This is a genomic window from Psychromonas arctica, from assembly GCF_038155225.1.
GTDB classification, from domain to species: domain Bacteria; phylum Pseudomonadota; class Gammaproteobacteria; order Enterobacterales; family Psychromonadaceae; genus Psychromonas; species Psychromonas arctica_B.
In genome coordinates this window covers 86,631-106,835 of record NZ_JBAKBA010000001.1, presented here as the reverse complement: position 1 = coordinate 106,835, position 20,205 = coordinate 86,631, and the positions used below count along the sequence as shown (strand labels likewise).

The following is a 20,205-nucleotide window of genomic DNA, read 5'->3' as shown; positions in this document are numbered from 1 at the left end:
TTCAAACTAAAAGAATTCATTAAATTGACAGATAGATGAAAAGCCTTGCATTAGTTGTGCGGGCTTTTTACTATCTGGTTTATTAATACCCATTAAATGCTCAACGCCAGCAGACTCAGCTGCAACTAATATCTTTTCACTATCATCAATAAAAACAGATCTTGAGAAATCAGTATTAAGCTGCTTTTTTACTGCAGACCAAAAACCTTGGCTCTCTTTTGCATGACCAATTTCATGGCTAGAAATGACTAAGTCGACATATGATAACAATTGAGTTTGCTGATCTTTTAATTTAATACCGCTAGGGTGTGCATTAGTTAAAATAACAATTTTTTTATTGAGCTCTTTTAGCGTTTTTAAAAACCATAAGGTATCTTCACGCCATTGAATTTTATCTTTGCATTGATGCTGTAGTTGATGAATATCTAAACCTAAAGTATTGGTCCAATAATCATAACAATACCAAGATAACGTCCCAGATACTTTTTTACACTCCGAAAATACAATTTCAGTTGCTTGTTCAAGAGAGGTGCGATGAATATTCGCATATTGTTCTGGTACTAACTCCATCCAGAAATAAGAATCATAGTGCAAGTCTAATAACGTTCCATCCATATCTAGTAATACAAGATCAATATCTTTTTCTAACAACATACTTTTCCTAAAAATGTCTAAGGTTCATGGAAGAAAGTTAATAAATTTATTCAAATGGATTTAATACTTTATGTCGGCTCATGGAAGCCAGTGTAAATAATTGATACTTTTACATAACTCACATAGTAGCAATAAGTTATTTCAATTCACTGAATAGGCCAGATATTCATTTGGATTGGCATAATACAGTATCGTAGAGACAATAAGCATTGTAAGATAACATTTATATATACTAATAAAACTATGAGGCACTTATGAGCAACTCTTCGCAAACGTTACCTGAAATTTTAAATAAAAGTGTTGCAGCCTGTAGTCGATTTTTTAAAATTGAAACACTACAACTAAAATTTAGTAATGGTGAACAACGCGAATTTGAACGTATGCAGAGTAGTAATCAGGGTGCTGTTTTGGTTGTTCCTTTTTATGATAAAGAGACAATCTTATTGATACGCGAATATGCAGCAGGTACACATAGCTATGAATTAGGCTTTCCTAAAGGGCTTATTGACCCAGGTGAAACACCCTTAGAAGCAGCCAACCGTGAATTGAAAGAAGAAGTTGGTTTTGGTGCTAAAGAATTTATAGAATTAAAAAAAGTAGTGATGGCACCGAGCTATTTTAGTAGTGAAATGACACTTTTTATGGCTAAGGATTTATATCCTGAAAGCTTAATAGGTGATGAACCGGAACCATTAGAAGTAATCAAGTGGCCGTTAGATAAAGCCGATGAATTATTAAATCGAGATGATTTCCAAGAAGCACGTAGTATTAGTGCTTTATTGTGGGTATTAAAAAACGACACGTAAAAAGCGTTCAAAAAGTAATGAGCAGTATTTCTAGACTGCTCATTACTTTAAAAACAACGTTTACCCTATTTAAAATCGGCAGTTTAAAATAAACGGTTTAAACCATTTAATGCAGCGACTCGATATGCTTCTGCCATGGTTGGATAATTAAAGGTCGTATTCGCAAAATATTCAATCGTATTGCCTTCACCTTCTTGTTCCATGATCGCCTGTCCGATATGAATAATCTCCGCCGCTCGTTCTCCAAAACAATGAATACCTAATATTTCTTTTGTTTCACGGTGGAATAAGATTTTCAAGCTACCCACATCAGATCCTAAAATTTGTGATCGCGCTAAATCTTTAAATTGTGCACGACCAACTTCATACGGTACTTGTTGCTGAGTTAGCATTTGCTCTGTTTTACCTACCGAACTAATTTCAGGAATCGTATAAATACCAGTAGGAATATCTTTAATAAGCTTTCTTTTACCTTCACCAGTGATAATTAAATTAGCCGCAATTCGACCTTGGTCATAAGCCGCACTTGCCAGGCTTGGGTAACCAATAACATCACCTACGGCATAAATATTATCAACCGATGTTTGGTAATGTTCATTAATCGCTAGTTGTCCACGACTGTCTGGTTTCAAGCCTACTGCTTGTAAATTCAGCAAATCAGTATTACCTGTTCTTCCATTGGCATACAACAGACAATCAGCCTTCATTTTTTTGCCTGATTTGAAATGAATAACAACCCCATCAGATGATGATTCTACTTTTTCATACTCTTCATCATGACGTAAAATCATACCTGAATTTCTAAAATGGTAAGATAAAGCATCTGACATTTCTGCATCTAAAAATGAGAGCAATCGGTCTCGAGTATTCACCAAATCAGTCTTAACACTCAACCCTCTAAAAATAGACGCATACTCACATCCGATAACACCTGCACCATAAATAACAATATGTTGTGGTTGATAATCTAACGATAAAATCGTATCACTGTCGTAAACATTAGCAGAATTAAAATCGATATCATCAGGATGATAAGGGCGAGATCCCGTTGCAATAACAATATCTTTGGCAGTGATAACTTCCACAGAACCATCTGCATTCTTTACTTTTACAGAATGGTTATCAACAAAAGATGCTTCACCAAAATGTAAAGTACAGTTATTGCGATTATAAAAACTACTGCGCATCTTAACTTGCTTACCGATCACTTGTGCGGTGTGACGAAGTACATCTGCAAAAGTAAATTCTTGTTTTTGAGGGTAATTATTTGTAAATAATGCATTGTTCTTCAATTCAATCAATTGCGTCACGCTATGACGAAGCGCTTTGGAAGGAATAGTTCCCCAATGAGTACAACCGCCGCCTATATCTCGATATTTTTCAACTACTGCGACACGCTTACCCGCTTTTGCAAGCTTCATCGCCGAACCTTCTCCACCTGGACCAGTACCAATAACAATGACATCATAATCGTAATTTACAGGAGCAATTTTTTGATTCTTTGGAGTTGACATTAGACGACCTCAAGTTGGAAAGTAACTTATCTTAACAATTTGATAGCATTTGTCACACATTCTTACAACAAAGTTAGCTGTAAACCTTTTATAAATAGTCTATTGTTATTGTTTAAGTATCTTTAACTTCTCACATACACTATAAATGTAAGAAATAGGTATTAGTTCGTGTTATTTTTAAGGTTTAAATTTTAAACCAGTCAAACTACAGGAGTAATGACAATGCAAGACAGCAACATCTCTTCACAGCAGGATAACGATATATCTGTAAAATGGTTAATTTATGCTTTCTTAATAGGGCTATCAACAAATGCGTGTTTTTCTATTTTAACTATTTCCCAAGTGACTTTTTCTCTTTTTCCATTTTTTACGCTATTTTTTGCGATTAGTCACTTTTACCGTTTATATATTCATGAAGCTAATAACGAAGGAAGCATCAGACCTGCATGGGCTGCATTTTTCATAGGATTATTTTCTTACTCTGCCTTCACTAGTGCTTTATACCCAGAGCTGGGCTCAAATTTTATATCTATCACTATCGCACTGGTTTTGGCTATTTGGTTAATGTACAAATTGATGTTTGGCGACAAACATTACTCTGCGTAATTATTCTCTAAAAGGTAAAAAAATGGATTATATTACTCGCAATATACCAAAATCTAAGAAGATCGCTTTAGTTGCACATGATCATATGAAAGAGTTATTAATTAGCTGGGCTTCGAAAAGAACAGAACAATTAAAACAGCATGAGCTATTTGCAACGGGCACCACAGGTGTCTTATTAACAAAGCAAACAGGCTTACCTATAGAGTGTCTTTTATCGGGTCCGATGGGCGGAGATCAACAACTTGGTTCTAAAATAGCAGAGGGGAAACTCGATGCACTGATTTTTTTCTGGGACCCAATGAATGCAGTACCACATGACACAGATGTGAAAGCACTTTTACGCTTAGCAGCAGTATGGAATATTCCTATTGCGACTAATATAGCAACAGCCGACTTTATTATGGACTCAGTTCATATTGATAAAGACTACGCAACACGTATTCCTGATTACCAAGGTTACTTGCTTGAACGTACACAATAGGGCTTGGAGATTGACGTGCAAAGCTTAACAGATATTTATATTTACCCAATAAAATCCACTAAAGGTGTTCAGTTACCTCAAACGTTTGTTGAAGAGAAAGGTTTGAAGGATGATAGACGTTACATGTTAGTGGGTCTTGATGGTCAATTTATCACTGGACGTACTCACCCTCAATTAACTCAGGTGAACATAGAGTTTTCCAGAAAAGGCTTATTTGTTAGTGCGCCTAATCAAACAAGTTTTTATATCCAACAAGACCAATTTACAGAACAAACATTAACCGTTGATATTTGGTCTGACACTTTACAGGCACAACATTGCCATGCAGATTATGACCGTTGGTTTTCAACGTTTCTGAAGCAAGATTGCAAACTTGTTTATTTTTCCGATAACAGTATGCGTTGTGTTAAAAACAAACAAACTCAAGTTAGTTTTGCTGATGGTTATCCACTATTAATCATTAACCAAGCATCGGTTGATCAACTAAACACTCACTTAGAAAAACCTGTTAGTGCTTTGCACTTTCGACCTAATTTGATCGTTAAAGGAGAGGCTCCTTTTATTGAAGATAATTGGGCTCGTATTAAAATTGGGGAAGTAGTGTTTGAGGTTAGTAAGCCTTGTTCTCGCTGTATTTTTACTAATGTTGACCCTAAAACAGGTATTGCAGATATTGAACAGCCACTTAAAACATTAGCACAATTTAGATTCCATGAAGGTGAAATCGATTTTGGACAAAACCTAATACCCTTAAATGAGGGGATTATCCGCAGTGGTGATCCAGTGCAAGTACTAGAGACTAAAGAGGGTCCTATATATCACTCGATGCTAAGCGATCTTGAAAGCGACAAAAAAGAAGTGAAGATACACTTTTCTGTTAGCGATATTGAAGTAACTGGTGATACTCAACAACCTTTATTAGACCAAGCTGAGCTTGCTGGTATTAACATTCCATTTTCATGTAGAGGTGGTAAATGTGGTCGTTGTAAAACGAAATTATTGTCCGGTGAGGTTGATGTGTTAAATAACCAAGGTTTATTTGCAGAAGACATTGCAGCGGGTTATGTATTAGCTTGCAGTTGTATTCCGATGTCAGATATTAGTATCGAGCATTAATACTTAAAAATTTAATCACTCTTTAATACTTTATATCGATTAGGGAGTGATTAGAATAAATGAATAGAATAGTGATTAGGTTTCATAGCAACTATATAGGGCATCCACTATGAAACTTAAAGTCATCATCATAACTACTGATCAACTCCCCTTCCAATTTTCCAAAAAATTGAATTCGCTCAGAGATATCCTTACCTGCAATTTGCTCAGCTAATGATAAATAATCTTGATAATGACGAGCTTCTGAACGTAACAACGAAAGGTAAAATTTATTTAAAACAGGATCTAAATGTGGGGCAATTTTAGCAAATCGCTCACAAGATCTCGCTTCAATATAGGCACTACAAATAAGTTTATCAATTAATGTATCAGGCTCATGTGTAGTAACATGCTTCAATAACTCTCTTGCATAGCGACTTGAACCAACAAAATCAAAGGTGATATCGCGTGCTTGCATAATTTCTACAACTTGATAAAAATGGTGCAATTCTTCTTTAATTAACAAGACCATTTTATCAATCAAATTCTGCCCATAAGCAGTATTTTCTTTTACGACTATTTTTTTAGATAAACTATTCCTCGCTAACGTTTTCCAATCACCTTGCTTACGATAAACAAAGTCATTATAAGGTGTTAGCCAAGCCATAAGCGCATCACCGCTTTGTTTATCTACAGCATAACGACGAACCAATAACATCGCTGTTTGTGCCGCTTTTAGTTCGCAAATCATATGATCAACTAATAACGCCGATTGGTTTTCAACAAGCTTAGCTTTATCTACCCAAGCTTGTGGTGTTTCTACATGCAAAAACTGCTTAATCGGTGCTAATAGTTGATCATCTGCTTGCATTTAATAACGCTCAAATAGTTTTAATAATGCATCGCTGTTATCAGGGGCAAAGTTCTCTTCTTGCTCTTTACCGTACACACTATCAGCTAACTTTTGCTTACGAGACTGTAATGCTAAAACACGCTCTTCAACGGTTTCTTCACAAATCAATTTATAAACAAATACAGGCTTATCTTGGCCAATTCGATATGCACGATCAGTCGCTTGATTTTCTACTGCTGGATTCCACCATGGGTCATAATGAATCACTGTATCGGCTGCTGTTAAATTAAGCCCTACACCACCCGCTTTTAAGGAGATTAAAAAGACAGGTACATCACCTGTTTGGAATTTTTCAATCACTTCACTACGATTACGTGTTTGCCCAGTTAATTTAACAAAATCAATCCCAGTTTCTAGTAATGCTTCTTCAATTAACCCTAACATCTGTGCAAATTGAGAGAAAATAAGAATACGACGACCTTCTTCAACCATCTCAGGCACAATATCCATTAAGAAATCCAATTTAGCAGAGCTCTTGATTTGCTGTGCATGTTCTAGTTTTACTAGTCGTGGGTCACAACAGGCTTGGCGTAGTTTTAATAATGCATCTAAAAATTCAATGCGGCTTCTTGCCATGCCTTTTTCACGTAATAAATCACGTACTTTTGCTTCCATCGTAATACGAATACTTTCATATAATGTACGTTGGTCATTTTGTAGTGCAATTTTATGAATGATTTCAGTTTTAGCAGGTAACTCTTTAGCAACATCATCTTTTGTACGACGTAATAAAAAAGGTTTGGTTTTTTGAATTAACCAATGTTGAATTTGTTGATTACCCTCACCTTCAATACCTTTGCGGTAAACGCGATTGAAAGTGCTATATGAACCTAAGAACCCAGGCATTAGGAAATCGAATAAAGACCACAATTCACCTAAATGGTTTTCCATTGGTGTACCAGTCAAACATAGACGTTGTTTAGCGTCGATCAATTTAATACTTTTAGTCATTTTTGCGAGAGGATTTTTGATCGTTTGTGCTTCATCTAATATTAAATCAGAAAAAGAAAAATCAGCAAACTCTTTAAAATCACGAGCAATAAGAGGATAAGTCGTGATCACAAGATCGTAATCATTAATATCTTTAAAGAATTGATGACGGCTAACACCGTGCAATACTAATACTTTTAAATCAGGCGTAAATTTAATCGCTTCGTTTAACCAGTTACCTACCAACGAGGTAGGACAAATAACCATTGCAGGTAATGTTAGTAATTGATGCTGCTTTTTATATAACAAATAAGCTAACGTTTGCACGGTTTTACCTAAACCCATGTCATCCGCAAGCACACCAGAAAAGCCATATTCATTTAAGAACATTAACCAGTTAAGACCTTCTTTTTGATAGTCACGTAATTCTGCTGCTAGACCTTCAGGTTTAGTAATTTCTTGGATACCACTAAAATTAGCTAATTTTTTCGCTAGATTTTGTACATGCTCACCACCAACCCAACGATTAATTTCCGGTAACTGAGCTAATAATGCAGCTTGGTTTTGCGGTAAGTTAATTTTGCTTTCATTAACTTCACCGAGCTCTTGTAAAATTGACAAAATAGGCTGGATAGATTCTCGTTTAACACGCAGCGGACGCCCATTGCCTTGCGCTAACAAGATATCGTAATTATTCTGCTGCCAATCTTCGTTACTGCGCAACCACTCTAATAACAGTGGTAATAGCTCAATACGTTTACCCTCAACTTCAATCGACACCCCTAAGTCAAACCAGTTACCTTTTTCATCGATCGCAATATCAATGCTATCAACTTGTTGGCTCTGCAGTGCTAAATCTTTAGCAATATCAAACTGCCAACCTAACACTTCTAAACGTGCTTTATGCGCAGTTAATAGAGATAACCATTGGAATTCTTGAGAACCACCTAACTCTGGCGGTAAAATACCCTGTAGATCTTTGGTAATAGGGTATTTTGGATCATACATATAGACATCAAGAAGACATAAGTCATTGAACTCTTTAAGCCCCGCGAGTTCAGCTTCAATATTTCGAGAAATACTCACGATCTGGCTTTTATGCATGTACTGGTTACGTTCTTTATCCTCTAGAATACTTGGTGTTAGTAGCAAATCACCATACTTGAAATATAAACGCCCTAAAAATAAAGTTTGAGACTTAATTGTTTGTACATCTAACTTAAAAATAACCTGGAGTTTTTCATCGATAGGCTGAATATCGTAATGTTGTGGATTAGGTAATACATCCTGTGAAAAGCCTAATGAAACCTCTTGGGTGAAATGAGCACATTGTACTTCACCTAATGGCGGAGTCTGTAGTAGAGAAAGTAACCAATCACGATTAAAATGTGTTTCAATTTCACCAACTTGATGACGCGTTAAATCATAAAAATAAGGTTTAGGAGTAGGGATCAACAACCATTCTTCACAGTCATCTAAATTAACAGTTAATTGTTTTAAGTCATCTTCTATTGATTGCCACTCAAGTTTCATTGGTCGTGATTCAGAAACTGTTATTTTCTGTTCTAAATGCTCCCAAAAACAACGTCCCGTCTCTAATATTTTTTGTAATGCCAGTAAATCAAGTTCCGTTTTTATATAGGTTTTGCCTAATTTAGCCGCTCGCCCTTCTTTGGTTAATAAAAGACGTAGTATTTCTACATCGACATCTTCAACCCACTTGAAGCTTTCCATCCAGCTTTCGTTATCAGCAACTGAAACTAAATCTTTTTCGCTAAAGACATGTGTATTTTCACTTTTTAAAAAACGTACCGTGCCATATTCGACTTTTATATAACGGTGCTCATGATTAAGTATTTTTTTATCAAATGAAAAGCGGAAATAACCTTGATAAGCAGAGGCTCTTACTTTTGCAGGAGCAGCCGCTTTACCATTTAAAATTTCATACCAAGTTTGATAACTATTTTCGACGTTATAATTCGGTGTATCTGCTTGATAAGCTAATAATAAAGCCACAGCATGCTTACAGTTCCAACCCACAGGGCAAGAACAAGTGCTATGAATTATATAACCACCTTTATTAGAAGGTTTTATTGATGCTTTAGTTTTATAAGGAGTATCATGGCTCCCTTTAACTAGCCCAACAAGGGCGTTACTCGATTCATCATAATCGCAGGCTAATACACGACTTTCTTTAAAATAAAGGGTACCTCGATCAATAATGTTACGACCAAAACTTGTTGAAATATCTTGCTGAGTTACTTTAGGCATCGGAAAAAAACCATCTAAAAAACGGATCGTTAATGATAAAGAGATAGTCGGCATAAATAAAGCATTAATCACATTATTCAAAAATGATCTATTTAGTCGTTCATTTATTTACTCAGAAATATAATTGTAGTAAGTTGTAGTTAAATATTTATTTGTCATCATGTTCACATAAAATTGACGACAATTCAGTTAATAGAGATAAAACCACTTGATTAAAAGCACAGCAGCCAGCTCACTTTACTTTTTTGTTATTGCATATGTAGCACTACAAACGTGGTTATTTCCGATTACCTATCAAATAGACCTCTATAGTCTATTCTTTGGTGTCATGATTACTGCCACTTTGCTTTTTTCATTTGTTAATATGCAAAAAGTAAAATATAACCCTGATGTCTATAAATATCTGATGAGTGGCTTTTTCTTTCTATTTGTTGCGATGTTAACCGACACATTAGATGAAATATTTGTTCAACCTTGGTTATTAGGGGCTTTATTTGAAGATACAGGACAATTAATCGGGTTTGTTTTAGTGACATACGGAATAGGTAAATGGATAGCACAAAATAATGCTAATTCTTCTAAATTAAAAAAACTTTCTGAAACCGATGACCTTACCCAATTATTTACACGTAGCCACTTTAATTATCAACTGACTAACTTATTAATTTCCCCTCGTATTGAAACCTTCTCTATCCTATTAATTAATATTGATAACTTTAAACTCACTAATGAACGCTACAGCCAAGCAGCTGGTGATATTGTATTAAAACGACTCGCTAATAAATTAAGAGATTGTGTGCGTAAAACCGATACCATAGCGCGTTGGGGTGGTGAAGAATTTATTATTTTACTGAATAATAGTAATGATGAAATAGCTAAGCAAGTGGCAGAAATGATACGAAAAAACACAGAATTATTATGTGTAGAATATGATCAAGATATTATTAATATCACGGTCAGTATTGGTGCTGTGACTTACAAAGATGAATTAAAAAGTAGTGAACTTATTAACAGCGCAGAGCAATGTTTATCTAAAGCAAAGCAACAAGGTAAAAATAAAGTACATGTCCGTATAAGTACTGAAACAGAATAATTTATTAATATTTACTGATTTTTATTCGACTGCGTCCGATATGCTTTTTCTATTTAGAGCTGCAATGAACAAAAGAAGATGTACTTTACTTATATCTTAGCTATATCAATAAACTCATAGAGCTCCTTAGGAACCCTATAATTAAATCTTAATATTTATGACTAATCTTTATAGCCATTAGGGTTATTTGACTGCCAGCGCCAAGTATCTTGCATCATATCTTCTAAACCACGTTCCGCTTTCCAATCTAACTCTGTTAATGCTTTTTCTGGTGCAGCATAACAAGCTGCAATATCGCCTTCACGACGTGGTGAAACATTGTAAGGGATGGCTTTTTTACTAGCAGCCTCAAATGCCTTAATCATATCTAAAACAGAATAACCATTACCCGTGCCTAAGTTATAAATAAATACACCTTTTTCGTTCTCAATTCTTTTTAAGGCTTTTAAATGGCCAACCGCTAAATCAACTACGTGTATATAATCACGAACACCGGTTCCATCAGGCGTATCATAGTCATCACCAAAAACAGCGAGTGCTTTTAGTTTTCCTACGCCAACTTGAGAAATGTAGGGTAATAAGTTATTTGGAATACCATTAGGATCTTCACCAATTAAGCCAGATAGATGCGCACCAACGGGATTGAAATAGCGTAAAATAACAAATGCCCAACGAGGATCTGACTTCGCCACATCTGCTAACACCATTTCTACCATTAACTTCGATGTACCATAAGGGTTTGTTGTGCCACCAACAGGAAAATCTTCACGAATAGGCAACGCAGCAGGATCACCATAGACCGTAGCAGAAGAACTAAAAACAAGTTTAAACACTCCTGCATCTTTCATCGCATCAAGTAATGTTAATGTTCCTTGAACGTTGTTTTGATAGTAAGAAATAGGTTTAGCAACCGACTCGCCTACCGCTTTTAAACCTGCGAAATGAATAACAGAATCAATTTGATGTTGTTTAAATACTGTTTCTAAAAAACTTTTATCTAAAATATCGCCTTGATAAAAAATAGGGGCTTTACCAGTTATTTTTTTAACACGAGAAAGAGACTCTAATGAAGAGTTACATAAATTATCGATAATAATAACTTGCAGTCCTTCCTCTAAAAGCTCTACCACAGTATGAGAACCAATATAACCTGCACCGCCAGTAACTAAAATTGTCATAAATTGCCTATTGATCTATAAATTAAAATATAAAGGAAAAATAAAGAAATTAAATTTGTTCTCACATTTTAACGTTTAAAGAGAGGGAATAACAAGTATGGAAGCAACTGTAGAAATGAAAGTTGAAGTGATTAGAACAATTAGCCAAATAGAAAAATTAAAAGAGGTATAAGTCCCTGCATTATCGAAGGGACTTAGAAATAATCACAAACTCAAGTAAGGCATTATTTTCTCTAACGTGCTCGCACCAATACCTTTAACATTCACAAGATCTTTTAAATCTGTAAAATCACCATATTGGTCTCGGTAGTCAATAATAGACTGTGCGGTTTTAGGCCCAACTCCTGAAATAGAAGTCAATTGGTCTAGACTCGCACTATTAACATCAATACTCGATATTTTTGTAGCAGCAGCAGCCGTCGTACTCGCTTTTTTAACACTAGTGGTTGCTGAGCTAACCTTTTCAACACTAGAGGAAGTGAGACTGTTAAGATCTGCGGCAAATAAACTAGTGGGTAATAAAACTAAAGACGCAGCGAGGGTTAATCCACGTATAAATTTATTGATCATATAACATTCCTTTCTTTTATTATTGGGAATACTAAATTTAGTTTACTCTTCCGCTGTGTCAATAAAATATCACAAATAAAGTTTATGGAATAAATAGTTAATTTATTTAATTCGATTCATCCTTAGTTATTCATTACACTACAAAATAGTTTTCTATCACGTTCTTATAGGATTCAACGTAATACAAAAAACAATAAAGTGAATTCAAAGTTGAATGGTTTTATTTAGAGTAAAAACAACAAAAAGCATTAATTTCTTGGCAAGATGATCCTTTATAACGTGTTAATTAATAAGATAAATTATTAAATATGATGGCATAAATTTTCAGAGGTATATTATGACAGTATTACACAGCTTTGAGCATTTACGTTTAGCACAAGCTTTTTCAGATTATTTAAATAGTAAAAAAATTCATAATATTATTCAGCAAAGTGAATTCCAACACCAAATTATTATTAAAAATGAAACTCAGTTAATACTGGCAGAATCAGAACTCGCTCTATTTTTAGCAAACCCAACTAAAAGCAAATATCTTTCCGCTAGCTGGGAATCAGGTAATATTGAAGCAAATTCAACGAGTCTCGCCTATGCTAATTCCAGTTTATTAAGTAACTTTAAACAACATGGTGGGATCATTACACATAGTGTATTTATTATTTGCTTGGTTATTTACGGAGTATCAGCATTAGGTTTTTTCAATCCAATAAATTCCATTTTTTCATTTTTTGTAAAACAACCTTTTGATTACCTTCAAAGTTGGCGTTTTATCACACCTGCTTTTTTGCATTTCAGTCTATTACATATCGTTTTTAATTCATTATGGTGGTGGCAACTAGGGGGGATGGTTGAAAAAAAACAAGGTAAACAACGATTATTCATACTCTTTTTATTTTCAGCGATTGCTTCTAACTTAGCACAGTTTTTTTTAGTCGGCCCTTACTTTGGAGGCTTGAGTGGTGTGGTTTATGCCTTAGTTGGCTACTGTTGGTTATACGGCTTGATGAATAAAGGCAGCCAAGTACATTTACCAAATAGTATGTTTTCGTTTCTATTAGGTTGGTTAGTATTAGGTTTTATAGATATATTGCCTGTTAACATTGCCAACTACGCACACTTAGTTGGTTTATTAGCAGGTCTTCTTTTAGCAGCCACTTGCAGCAAATTGAAACTATAAAAATAAATAAAGCGAATAAGTTATTGATCTAAGTACTTAGTAAATAATAAATCTTCAATAGGTCTGGTGCCAGTAATTTCAAAAATGGCATCATTCGCAGCATTTAAACAACGAGTTCTAATTATTTTACGTTCTGTTATGGATTTTATTTGTTGTTCACTTTGCTCACCAAGGATCGTAATAATACGATCGCGAATAATTGGCTCATGCGTTTCTACCGCTTGATAAGCTGTTGTCGATTTAACCATTAAATCAATGCCCAAACGAATATAACCCAAGTGTTTACCAGGTTTAATATAATTAGTAATAATGTCTGGTTCTAATGCATAATATTGGTAATCCGCCACTGGTTCTGCATTTTCTTCTTCAGCTGATGCAAGATTAAATGGTGAAAATAGCGTTAAATAAAATATACAAAAAAGTATTTTTTTAAACATGATCCATTCCTTCAACTAAGACGTTAATATTTTTTGGATCATATGATATCAATCTCTACCCAATATTATGCATAAAAAAAGCATTGATTAGTTAAATAATTTATAAATATGTAAATTTCTATCTAGACTTGTCTTAAATTAATATTTTTTACTTAAGATAAAGTAACTGATTTAATAGTATTTAAATGGGAATTTAGTGAAATATCGATGACTTAACTGCAATAAATAAAATGATTTGAAATAAAAGGTTTGTATGTTTAATCCGTTACTTAATATTGTGTCATCTGCGTATTGGCAAGAAAATAGTCACCCACAAAACTGTTCTAAGCAAATACTCTCTTGGTTATTGGATGAAACTTCTTTAACTAAAAAACTGGAACAACAATGTGAAAAATTTACTGTGGAGGTCAAACAACAATTAAATACCAATGCTAATGAGTCAGTACTTTCTCTGTTATTTCCTAAATCAGAACAAATATTGGTGCGTGAAGTGTTCTTACATTGTGATGGGGTTGCAAATATATTTGCACAAACGGAAATCCCTTATCATACACTCGCTGATAAACAAAAAAACTTAGCTAACATCGGTTCTGAGTCATTAGGTAAGTTTTTGTTTAAAGATAAAACATTACAACGCGGAAAAATTGAAATCGCAGAATTTCTTATTGGTTCATCGGTACATGAATTATGCGATTCATTAAAACAACCTTGTGATCACTCTCTTTGGGCAAGACGTTCATTGTTTTATATCGAAAATAAGCCTTTATTAGTCAGTGAAGTATTTTTACCTGCATCTGGAATTTATAAATAATGGTCTATTTAAATGCACCTAAACGCCAAGCCTTATTGGAATTAATGCGAGTGGATAAGCCTATTGGTACTTTATTATTACTATGGCCAACATTGTGGGCATTATGGATTGCTGCACAAGGCTTGCCTAAAATCAGTGTATTAATTGTTTTTTGTTTAGGTGTATTTTTAATGCGTAGTGCAGGTTGTGTAATCAATGACTTTGCCGATAGGAAAGTAGATGGTTTCGTTTCTCGCACTAAAAATAGGCCTTTACCATCGGGTAGAGCCACCAGCAAAGAAGCTATTTATTTGTTTTTAGGCTTAGCAATATCATCCTTTTTATTAGTCTTGACACAAAATAATCTGACTATTCAGCTTTCAGTGATCGGTCTATTATTAGCCTTTGCATATCCGTTTATGAAGCGTTTTACGCACTTGCCTCAGTTTGTATTAGGCCTGGCTTTCTCTTGGTCTATTCCGATGGCTTATGCAGCAGAAGCGAACACCCTTTCTAATTCTATATGGCTGCTATTTATTGCTAATATTACGTGGACTATTGCCTACGACACCATGTACGGCATGGTCGATAAGGAAGATGATCTAAAAATAGGCATTAAATCTACTGCTATTTTATTTGGAAAAAATGATAAATTAATTATCGGATTATTACAGCTAGCCACATTACTTCTATTAATGACTGTAGGTATCTTAGAGCAGCTAACTTGGTTGTATTATGCAGGGTTAGCCATTGCAGGATTTTTATTTTCACAGCAACAACGTCGTATTAAAGATCGTGATAAAAGTGCCTGCTTTAAAGCTTTTTTAGATAATAATTATGTAGGTTTTGTTATCTTTATTGGTTTTATTTTAGCTTACTTATAAATGATTAAAATGTCATTAACTTGGTAAAAAGACAATAATATATTTGTTATTTTAATAGGCTCAATCGATATACCTTACTCGGATTGTTGTGAACTCTTTTAAGTTTTCCTTCTTTAAAGACATAAAAATAGCTGTTAATTTTCACCAACAGCTTAGCCAAATTCATTTAGTTAATACACACTAACAACCAGGGCCACATTCCATGCACTCACTGATCATTACTGAACCTAATTTTAATTTCGCATTCAAGTCACGCAATGCTGTTCTTACTCCTTCTTCAATCACTGGGTGATAAAAAGGCATCTCTAGCATTTGAGAAATAGTCATACGGTTTTGATGCGCCCAAGCTAAGAGATGTGCAAGATGCTCTGCTTGTGGGCCAACAATTTCAGCTCCCAAGAAACGTCCTGTCCCCTGTTCTCCATAAAGATTTAATAACCCTTTATTTTTCAACATGACACGGCTACGACCTTGATTTTCAAAAGAAACATTACCCGTTTCAAAACAACCACATCCACCAAACTTCTCTGAAACTTGTTTGTGGCTTAACCCTACCATCGCTAATTGCGGATCAGTAAACACTGCAGCAATCGATGAGCGGCGTAAACCAACACGAATATTTGGATAAACACCGGCATTACTACCTGCTATTTTACCTTGGTCAGCGGCTTCATGTAATAATGGAATTTGATTACTTGCATCACCTGCGATAAAAATAGAAGGCACTGAGGTCTGCATTGTATATGGGTCTGCAATCGGTACACCACGGTAGTCACTTTTTAACGGAATATTATCTAAACCTAAATGATCAATATTTGGACGACGTCCAGTAGCTGCTAATAGATATTCAACGTCTTTAATTTGTTCAATGCCTTGCTTATCGATATAAGTAATTTCAACTGAATTACCTTTACGCTCTATATTTTTTACGTTTGCATCGGCATCTAAATAGAATTCATCGCTGAATGTTTTTTCTGCATAGGCCATCACTTCAGGATCAGTAAAAGGACCGACTTGCCCTCCCATACCAAACATTAAGACTTCAACCCCTAAACGATGTAAGGATTGACCTAGCTCCAAACCAATCACACCAGGACCAAATACAGCCACTGACTTTGGTAAATCGAGCCAATCAAACACATCATCATTAACCACCAGCTTATCGCCTAAATCATTCCAAACAGGTGGGTAACTTGGACGAGATCCCGTTGCAATAACAATACGTTCAGCATTAACGATAGTATGATCATCGATTTGTAACTGAGCTTCAGAAATGAAAGTGGCTTTACCAATTAACTTATCTTCAATATCGATTTCATCAACAGCTTCAACCACAAACCCTACAAAACGATCACGTTCATCTCGAACACGTTGCATGACCTTTTTACCGTCAATGCGAACATTGCCATCAACAAAAACGCCAAAAGGTTCTGTGTGTGCAGCACTATGTGCGGCTTCAGCGGCTGCAATTAACAACTTACTCGGCATACATCCCACACGGGCACAAGTGGTCCCAAATTTTCCACCCTCAATTAATAACACTGAGTCTGTCTTATGTTTAGCTGCTCGGTAAGCAGCTAAACCTGCAGTTCCACCACCAATAATGGCAACTTGTACATTAACTTGCTTCATATTGCTTCTCGCTATGGTTTGTTTTGTGAATTTTGAATAAAAAAAAGCGTATGCCTTCTCAGAAGAACATACGCTTTAGCTAATCATTAATGATGATTAGCTATTAGCATAAGCAACCGCTGCGTCACTATCACCGATATGTTTACCATCAACAAAAAGCTGTGGCACAGTCGTTTGACCTGTCATTGCTTTCAAACTAATACTAGTTGCATCTTTACCCAACACAATCTCTTCAAAACTAATATTGTTATCTTTCAATGCAGCTTTCGCTTTCTCGCAAAAAGGACAACCAGGCTTAGTTAACAAAGCAACTGCAGCAGGCGCTTTAGCATTTGGGTTGACATAATTTAGCATAGTATCTGCATCAGACACTTCAAACGGGTCACCTGGTTGATTTGGCTCGATGAACATTTTTTCAATCACGCCATCTTTAACCAGCATACTGTAGCGCCAGCTACGCTTACCAAAACCAATGTCATTTTTATTAACTAGCATACCCATGCCTTCAGTAAATTCACCGCTACCATCAGGTACCACTGTGATATTTTCAGCTTCTTGATCTGCAAGCCATGCATTCATAACAAAAGTATCGTTAACACTTAAACAAATGATTTCATCAACACCATTTTCTTTTAATACACCTGCTAATTCATTATAACGAGGTAAATGTGTAGAAGAACAAGTTGGTGTAAATGCACCTGGTAATGCAAATACAACCACTGTTTTACCTTTGAATAATTCGTCGGTTGTCACATTAACCCATTCATCGCCCTGGCGAGTTGGGAAAGTTGCTGATGGTACGCTTTGACCTTCGATATTATCTAACATGTATTGCTCCTAAAAATTTTCAATTATTTATGTTAAGTTTGCTAACAAACACGCGTTTGTTGCGGTGGCGTTATTATGCGAAATCACAAATGATAATTAATTAAAATTAACATCATCTATCACTTCTAGAAATAGCCTTTAGCTATTGATTCACATTATTTTTATTGTTAATCAAATAATGCTTTCAAGTTTGCAATGCCTTTATCTGCTAATTGCTTCTTTTGATCTTCCGTGCGTTTTTTAGGGCCACTTTCCCACTCCACATCTTCCTGTGGTAACTCATTTAAAAAACGACTTGGAGTCGGTTTAATTGTTTCCCCATACTGGCTACGCTCTTTAGCTAAAGTAAATGTTAATTCTTTTTGTGCGCGTGTAATACCAACATAGGCTAAACGTCGTTCTTCTTCGACATTATCTTCATCAATACTGACTTGATGCGGTAATAAACCTTCTTCCATACCAATCATATAAACGTAAGGAAACTCTAACCCTTTCGATGCATGCAATGTCATTAATTGCACTTGATCTAATTCTTCTTCACTTTCATTACGAGATAACATATCACGTAATGTTAATCGTGCAACTACCTGTTCTAATGTCATTTCCTCATCTAAGTCATCGCCTTTCAGCATTTCAGTCACCCACTTAAAGAGTGTAGAAACGTTCTTCATTTGCATCTCGGCAGCTTTAGGACTTGGACTATTTTCGTATAACCAATCTTCATAACCAATATCACGAATTAAGTCCCTTACTACATCAATATCATCTTCTTTTTTTAAGCGATCATTTAATTCAACTAACCAACGAGTAAACGCTTGCAGTGTATGTAACGATTTACCATTTAAGGTTTGCTCTAAGCCAAGCTCAAAGCTAGCCGAAAACATACTGATATGGCGTAAATTAGCATAATTACCTAGCTTTTCACGGCTCACTGCCCCGATCCCTCTAGGAGGTTTATTAACCACACGAATAAATGCATTCTCATCATCGTGATTCACTAACAATTTTAAATAAGCCATGATGTCTTTTACTTCACTACGAGCAAAAAATGACGTTCCACCACTTATTTTGTAAGGGATACGATTTTCCATCATCACTTTTTCTAATAAACGACTTTGATGATTGCCTCGGTATAAAACAGCGTAATCTTTAAAATTAGCACCATTCATGAATTTATGACCAGAAATTTCCATAACAACTCTTTCTGCTTCATTTTGTTCATTTTTAGCCAACAATACTTTAAGTGATTCACCATAAGCTAATTCACTAAATAAACGTTTATCGAACTCATGAGGATTATTCGCAATGAGTACATTCGCTGCTTTTAATACACGTTGGCTAGAACGGTAATTTTGCTCTAATTTAATGACTTTGAGTTGTGGAAAATCTCTTTGTAACAAGACTAAGTTTTCAGGTCGGGCACCGCGCCAAGAATAGATCGATTGGTCATCATCTCCTACCACGGTGAAGCGTGCTCTTTCTCCCACTAAAGATTTAATCAACTCATATTGGCTAGTATTAGTATCTTGGTATTCATCCACTAATAAATAACGAATTTTCTTCTGCCAACGTAAACGAACTTCCTCTTTAAATTTTAGTAATAAAGTGGGTAAAACGATTAAATCATCAAAATCTAAGGCGTTATAAGCTTTCAATTGGCGTTGGTATAAGTCATAGCAATGAGCAAAAATGACATCTCGCTCACCTTTAGCTTGTTTTTTTGCCTGAGGAGGAAGAATAAGCGCGTTTTTCCAATTAGAAATTTGCGTCACTAACGCTTTTAATAAATCAGTATCTTCTTTTAATTGTTTTTCTGTTAATTCTTTTAATAATGCCAAGGTATCTTGATCATCAAATAACGTAAAACCGGCTTTCATGCCTAAGGTTTTTATTTCTCGCTTAATGATTTCTAAACCCAATGAGTGGAAAGTAGAGACCATTAAGCCACGAGATTCTTTTCTACCTAAGGTTTCACTCACACGCTCTTTCATTTCACGAGCAGCTTTGTTGGTAAATGTTACCGCGACGATATTCTTCGCTAGATAATCACAATGTTGTATTAAATAAGCGATTTTATTCGTGATCACGCGCGTTTTACCACTGCCAGCACCTGCCAGTACTAAACAAGGGCCAGAAATAGTTTTAACCGCGGCATCTTGTCCAGGATTTAGCTTCATATTGTGTCCTAAATTTAAAAAGAAAAAGCCATTCGATTTTACTGATCTTTTAATTGAAAGCTAGCGTAGAAAGGTAGATAGAGTTGATTAAAGAATGAATGCATTAACTTAAAGATGTTTTTATTTTTAATATCAAAAAAGCCTATATTGTAGATCACAATAATATTTATAT

Annotated in this window: 18 protein-coding genes; 8 read left to right on the top strand and 10 right to left on the bottom strand. The window is 35.1% G+C overall.

Annotated elements, in window-relative coordinates:
• Positions 1 to 6: 6 nt before the first annotated feature.
• Positions 7 to 654 (bottom strand): GMP/IMP nucleotidase, encoded by a 648-nt coding sequence (gene yrfG, locus V6255_RS00520; protein WP_341626384.1) that lies wholly within the window; start codon positions 652 to 654, stop codon positions 7 to 9.
• Between the two features lie 254 nt (positions 655 to 908).
• On the opposite strand from yrfG, the gene nudE reads away from it, so the two are divergent.
• The gene (gene nudE / locus V6255_RS00515) at positions 909 to 1,460 is read left to right on the top strand and encodes an ADP compounds hydrolase NudE (RefSeq protein ID WP_341626383.1); all 552 of its coding nucleotides are present in this window, start codon (positions 909 to 911) and stop codon (positions 1,458 to 1,460) included.
• Positions 1,461 to 1,543: 83 nt separating this feature from the next.
• Here nudE and sthA read toward each other — a convergent pair whose 3' ends face one another.
• Positions 1,544 to 2,974: a Si-specific NAD(P)(+) transhydrogenase gene (sthA, locus tag V6255_RS00510; RefSeq protein WP_341626382.1), complete on the bottom strand. Its 1,431-nt coding sequence runs from the start codon at positions 2,972 to 2,974 to the stop codon at positions 1,544 to 1,546.
• Positions 2,975 to 3,196: 222 nt separating this feature from the next.
• Here sthA and V6255_RS00505 point away from each other — a divergent pair, with 222 nt between their 5' ends.
• The 3 genes from V6255_RS00505 to V6255_RS00495 are packed head-to-tail and all read left to right on the top strand — an operon-like array spanning position 3,197 to position 5,177.
• A complete protein-coding gene (locus V6255_RS00505) occupies positions 3,197 to 3,580 on the top strand; it encodes a YijD family membrane protein (RefSeq protein WP_341626381.1) in 384 nt (127 codons plus the stop codon).
• Positions 3,581 to 3,602: 22 nt separating this feature from the next.
• Positions 3,603 to 4,061, top strand: a complete 459-nt coding sequence (locus V6255_RS00500; RefSeq protein ID WP_341626380.1) for a methylglyoxal synthase — start codon at positions 3,603 to 3,605, stop codon at positions 4,059 to 4,061.
• A gap of 15 nt (positions 4,062 to 4,076) precedes the next feature.
• Positions 4,077 to 5,177 carry a YcbX family protein gene (locus V6255_RS00495; RefSeq protein WP_341626379.1) on the top strand — a complete coding sequence of 367 codons (1,101 nt, stop codon included), beginning with the start codon at positions 4,077 to 4,079 and terminating at the stop codon, positions 5,175 to 5,177.
• Between the two features lie 91 nt (positions 5,178 to 5,268).
• On the opposite strand, the gene miaE is transcribed toward V6255_RS00495, so the two are convergent.
• On the bottom strand, positions 5,269 to 6,027 hold the full coding sequence (miaE, locus tag V6255_RS00490; protein WP_341626378.1) for a tRNA isopentenyl-2-thiomethyl-A-37 hydroxylase MiaE: 759 nt from the start codon (positions 6,025 to 6,027) through the stop codon (positions 5,269 to 5,271).
• Entirely contained in the window at positions 6,028 to 9,342 is a 3,315-nt protein-coding gene (locus tag V6255_RS00485; RefSeq protein ID WP_341626506.1) for a DEAD/DEAH box helicase, read from the bottom strand.
• A 136-nt stretch (positions 9,343 to 9,478) separates the two neighbouring features.
• On the opposite strand from V6255_RS00485, the gene V6255_RS00480 reads away from it, so the two are divergent.
• Positions 9,479 to 10,363, top strand: coding sequence for a GGDEF domain-containing protein (locus V6255_RS00480; RefSeq protein WP_341626377.1), 885 nt, complete (start codon positions 9,479 to 9,481; stop codon positions 10,361 to 10,363).
• Between the two features lie 161 nt (positions 10,364 to 10,524).
• Here V6255_RS00480 and galE read toward each other — a convergent pair whose 3' ends face one another.
• Complete coding sequence (gene galE / locus V6255_RS00475; RefSeq protein ID WP_341626376.1) at positions 10,525 to 11,541, bottom strand: UDP-glucose 4-epimerase GalE; 1,017 nt, start codon at positions 11,539 to 11,541, stop codon at positions 10,525 to 10,527.
• Positions 11,542 to 11,745: 204 nt separating this feature from the next.
• Entirely contained in the window at positions 11,746 to 12,111 is a 366-nt protein-coding gene (locus V6255_RS00470) for a helix-hairpin-helix domain-containing protein (protein WP_341626375.1), read from the bottom strand.
• Positions 12,112 to 12,448: 337 nt separating this feature from the next.
• On the opposite strand from V6255_RS00470, the gene glpG reads away from it, so the two are divergent.
• Positions 12,449 to 13,285 carry a rhomboid family intramembrane serine protease GlpG gene (glpG, locus tag V6255_RS00465; protein WP_341626374.1) on the top strand — a complete coding sequence of 279 codons (837 nt, stop codon included), beginning with the start codon at positions 12,449 to 12,451 and terminating at the stop codon, positions 13,283 to 13,285.
• 20 nt (positions 13,286 to 13,305) lie between these two features.
• On the opposite strand, the gene V6255_RS00460 is transcribed toward glpG, so the two are convergent.
• Positions 13,306 to 13,722, bottom strand: a complete 417-nt coding sequence (locus V6255_RS00460; RefSeq protein WP_341626373.1) for a flagellar basal body-associated FliL family protein — start codon at positions 13,720 to 13,722, stop codon at positions 13,306 to 13,308.
• A gap of 253 nt (positions 13,723 to 13,975) precedes the next feature.
• Between V6255_RS00460 and V6255_RS00455 the strand changes: the two genes are divergently transcribed.
• Positions 13,976 to 14,533 carry a chorismate--pyruvate lyase family protein gene (locus V6255_RS00455; RefSeq protein ID WP_341626372.1) on the top strand — a complete coding sequence of 186 codons (558 nt, stop codon included), beginning with the start codon at positions 13,976 to 13,978 and terminating at the stop codon, positions 14,531 to 14,533.
• Complete coding sequence (gene ubiA, locus V6255_RS00450) at positions 14,533 to 15,396, top strand: 4-hydroxybenzoate octaprenyltransferase (RefSeq protein WP_341626371.1); 864 nt, start codon at positions 14,533 to 14,535, stop codon at positions 15,394 to 15,396. Before V6255_RS00455 ends, ubiA begins: the two co-directional genes overlap by 1 nt.
• Before the next feature lie 180 nt (positions 15,397 to 15,576).
• Here ubiA and V6255_RS00445 read toward each other — a convergent pair whose 3' ends face one another.
• From V6255_RS00445 to rep, 3 genes are all read right to left on the bottom strand, one after another.
• Positions 15,577 to 17,028 carry a dihydrolipoyl dehydrogenase gene (locus tag V6255_RS00445; RefSeq protein WP_341626370.1) on the bottom strand — a complete coding sequence of 484 codons (1,452 nt, stop codon included), beginning with the start codon at positions 17,026 to 17,028 and terminating at the stop codon, positions 15,577 to 15,579.
• Positions 17,029 to 17,124: 96 nt separating this feature from the next.
• Complete coding sequence (locus V6255_RS00440; protein ID WP_137297938.1) at positions 17,125 to 17,856, bottom strand: glutathione peroxidase; 732 nt, start codon at positions 17,854 to 17,856, stop codon at positions 17,125 to 17,127.
• Between the two features lie 167 nt (positions 17,857 to 18,023).
• Positions 18,024 to 20,033: a DNA helicase Rep gene (rep, locus tag V6255_RS00435; RefSeq protein ID WP_341626369.1), complete on the bottom strand. Its 2,010-nt coding sequence runs from the start codon at positions 20,031 to 20,033 to the stop codon at positions 18,024 to 18,026.
• Between the last annotated feature and the right edge of the window lie 172 nt (positions 20,034 to 20,205).

What these genes read in the sequence shown, in the direction of transcription:
- V6255_RS00505 (WP_341626381.1), top strand. Translation starts at nt 3,197, where the DNA reads ATGCAAGACAGCAACATCTCTTCACAGCAGGATAACGATATATCTGTA.
- V6255_RS00460 (WP_341626373.1), bottom strand. Translation starts at nt 13,722, where the DNA reads ATGTTTAAAAAAATACTTTTTTGTATATTTTATTTAACGCTATTTTCA.
- nudE (WP_341626383.1), top strand. Translation starts at nt 909, where the DNA reads ATGAGCAACTCTTCGCAAACGTTACCTGAAATTTTAAATAAAAGTGTT.
- V6255_RS00445 (WP_341626370.1), bottom strand. Translation starts at nt 17,028, where the DNA reads ATGAAGCAAGTTAATGTACAAGTTGCCATTATTGGTGGTGGAACTGCA.
- yrfG (WP_341626384.1), bottom strand. Translation starts at nt 654, where the DNA reads ATGTTGTTAGAAAAAGATATTGATCTTGTATTACTAGATATGGATGGA.
- V6255_RS00470 (WP_341626375.1), bottom strand. Translation starts at nt 12,111, where the DNA reads ATGATCAATAAATTTATACGTGGATTAACCCTCGCTGCGTCTTTAGTT.
- rep (WP_341626369.1), bottom strand. Translation starts at nt 20,033, where the DNA reads ATGAAGCTAAATCCTGGACAAGATGCCGCGGTTAAAACTATTTCTGGC.
- V6255_RS00455 (WP_341626372.1), top strand. Translation starts at nt 13,976, where the DNA reads ATGTTTAATCCGTTACTTAATATTGTGTCATCTGCGTATTGGCAAGAA.
- V6255_RS00500 (WP_341626380.1), top strand. Translation starts at nt 3,603, where the DNA reads ATGGATTATATTACTCGCAATATACCAAAATCTAAGAAGATCGCTTTA.
- miaE (WP_341626378.1), bottom strand. Translation starts at nt 6,027, where the DNA reads ATGCAAGCAGATGATCAACTATTAGCACCGATTAAGCAGTTTTTGCAT.
- glpG (WP_341626374.1), top strand. Translation starts at nt 12,449, where the DNA reads ATGACAGTATTACACAGCTTTGAGCATTTACGTTTAGCACAAGCTTTT.
- galE (WP_341626376.1), bottom strand. Translation starts at nt 11,541, where the DNA reads ATGACAATTTTAGTTACTGGCGGTGCAGGTTATATTGGTTCTCATACT.
- sthA (WP_341626382.1), bottom strand. Translation starts at nt 2,974, where the DNA reads ATGTCAACTCCAAAGAATCAAAAAATTGCTCCTGTAAATTACGATTAT.
- ubiA (WP_341626371.1), top strand. Translation starts at nt 14,533, where the DNA reads ATGGTCTATTTAAATGCACCTAAACGCCAAGCCTTATTGGAATTAATG.
- V6255_RS00440 (WP_137297938.1), bottom strand. Translation starts at nt 17,856, where the DNA reads ATGTTAGATAATATCGAAGGTCAAAGCGTACCATCAGCAACTTTCCCA.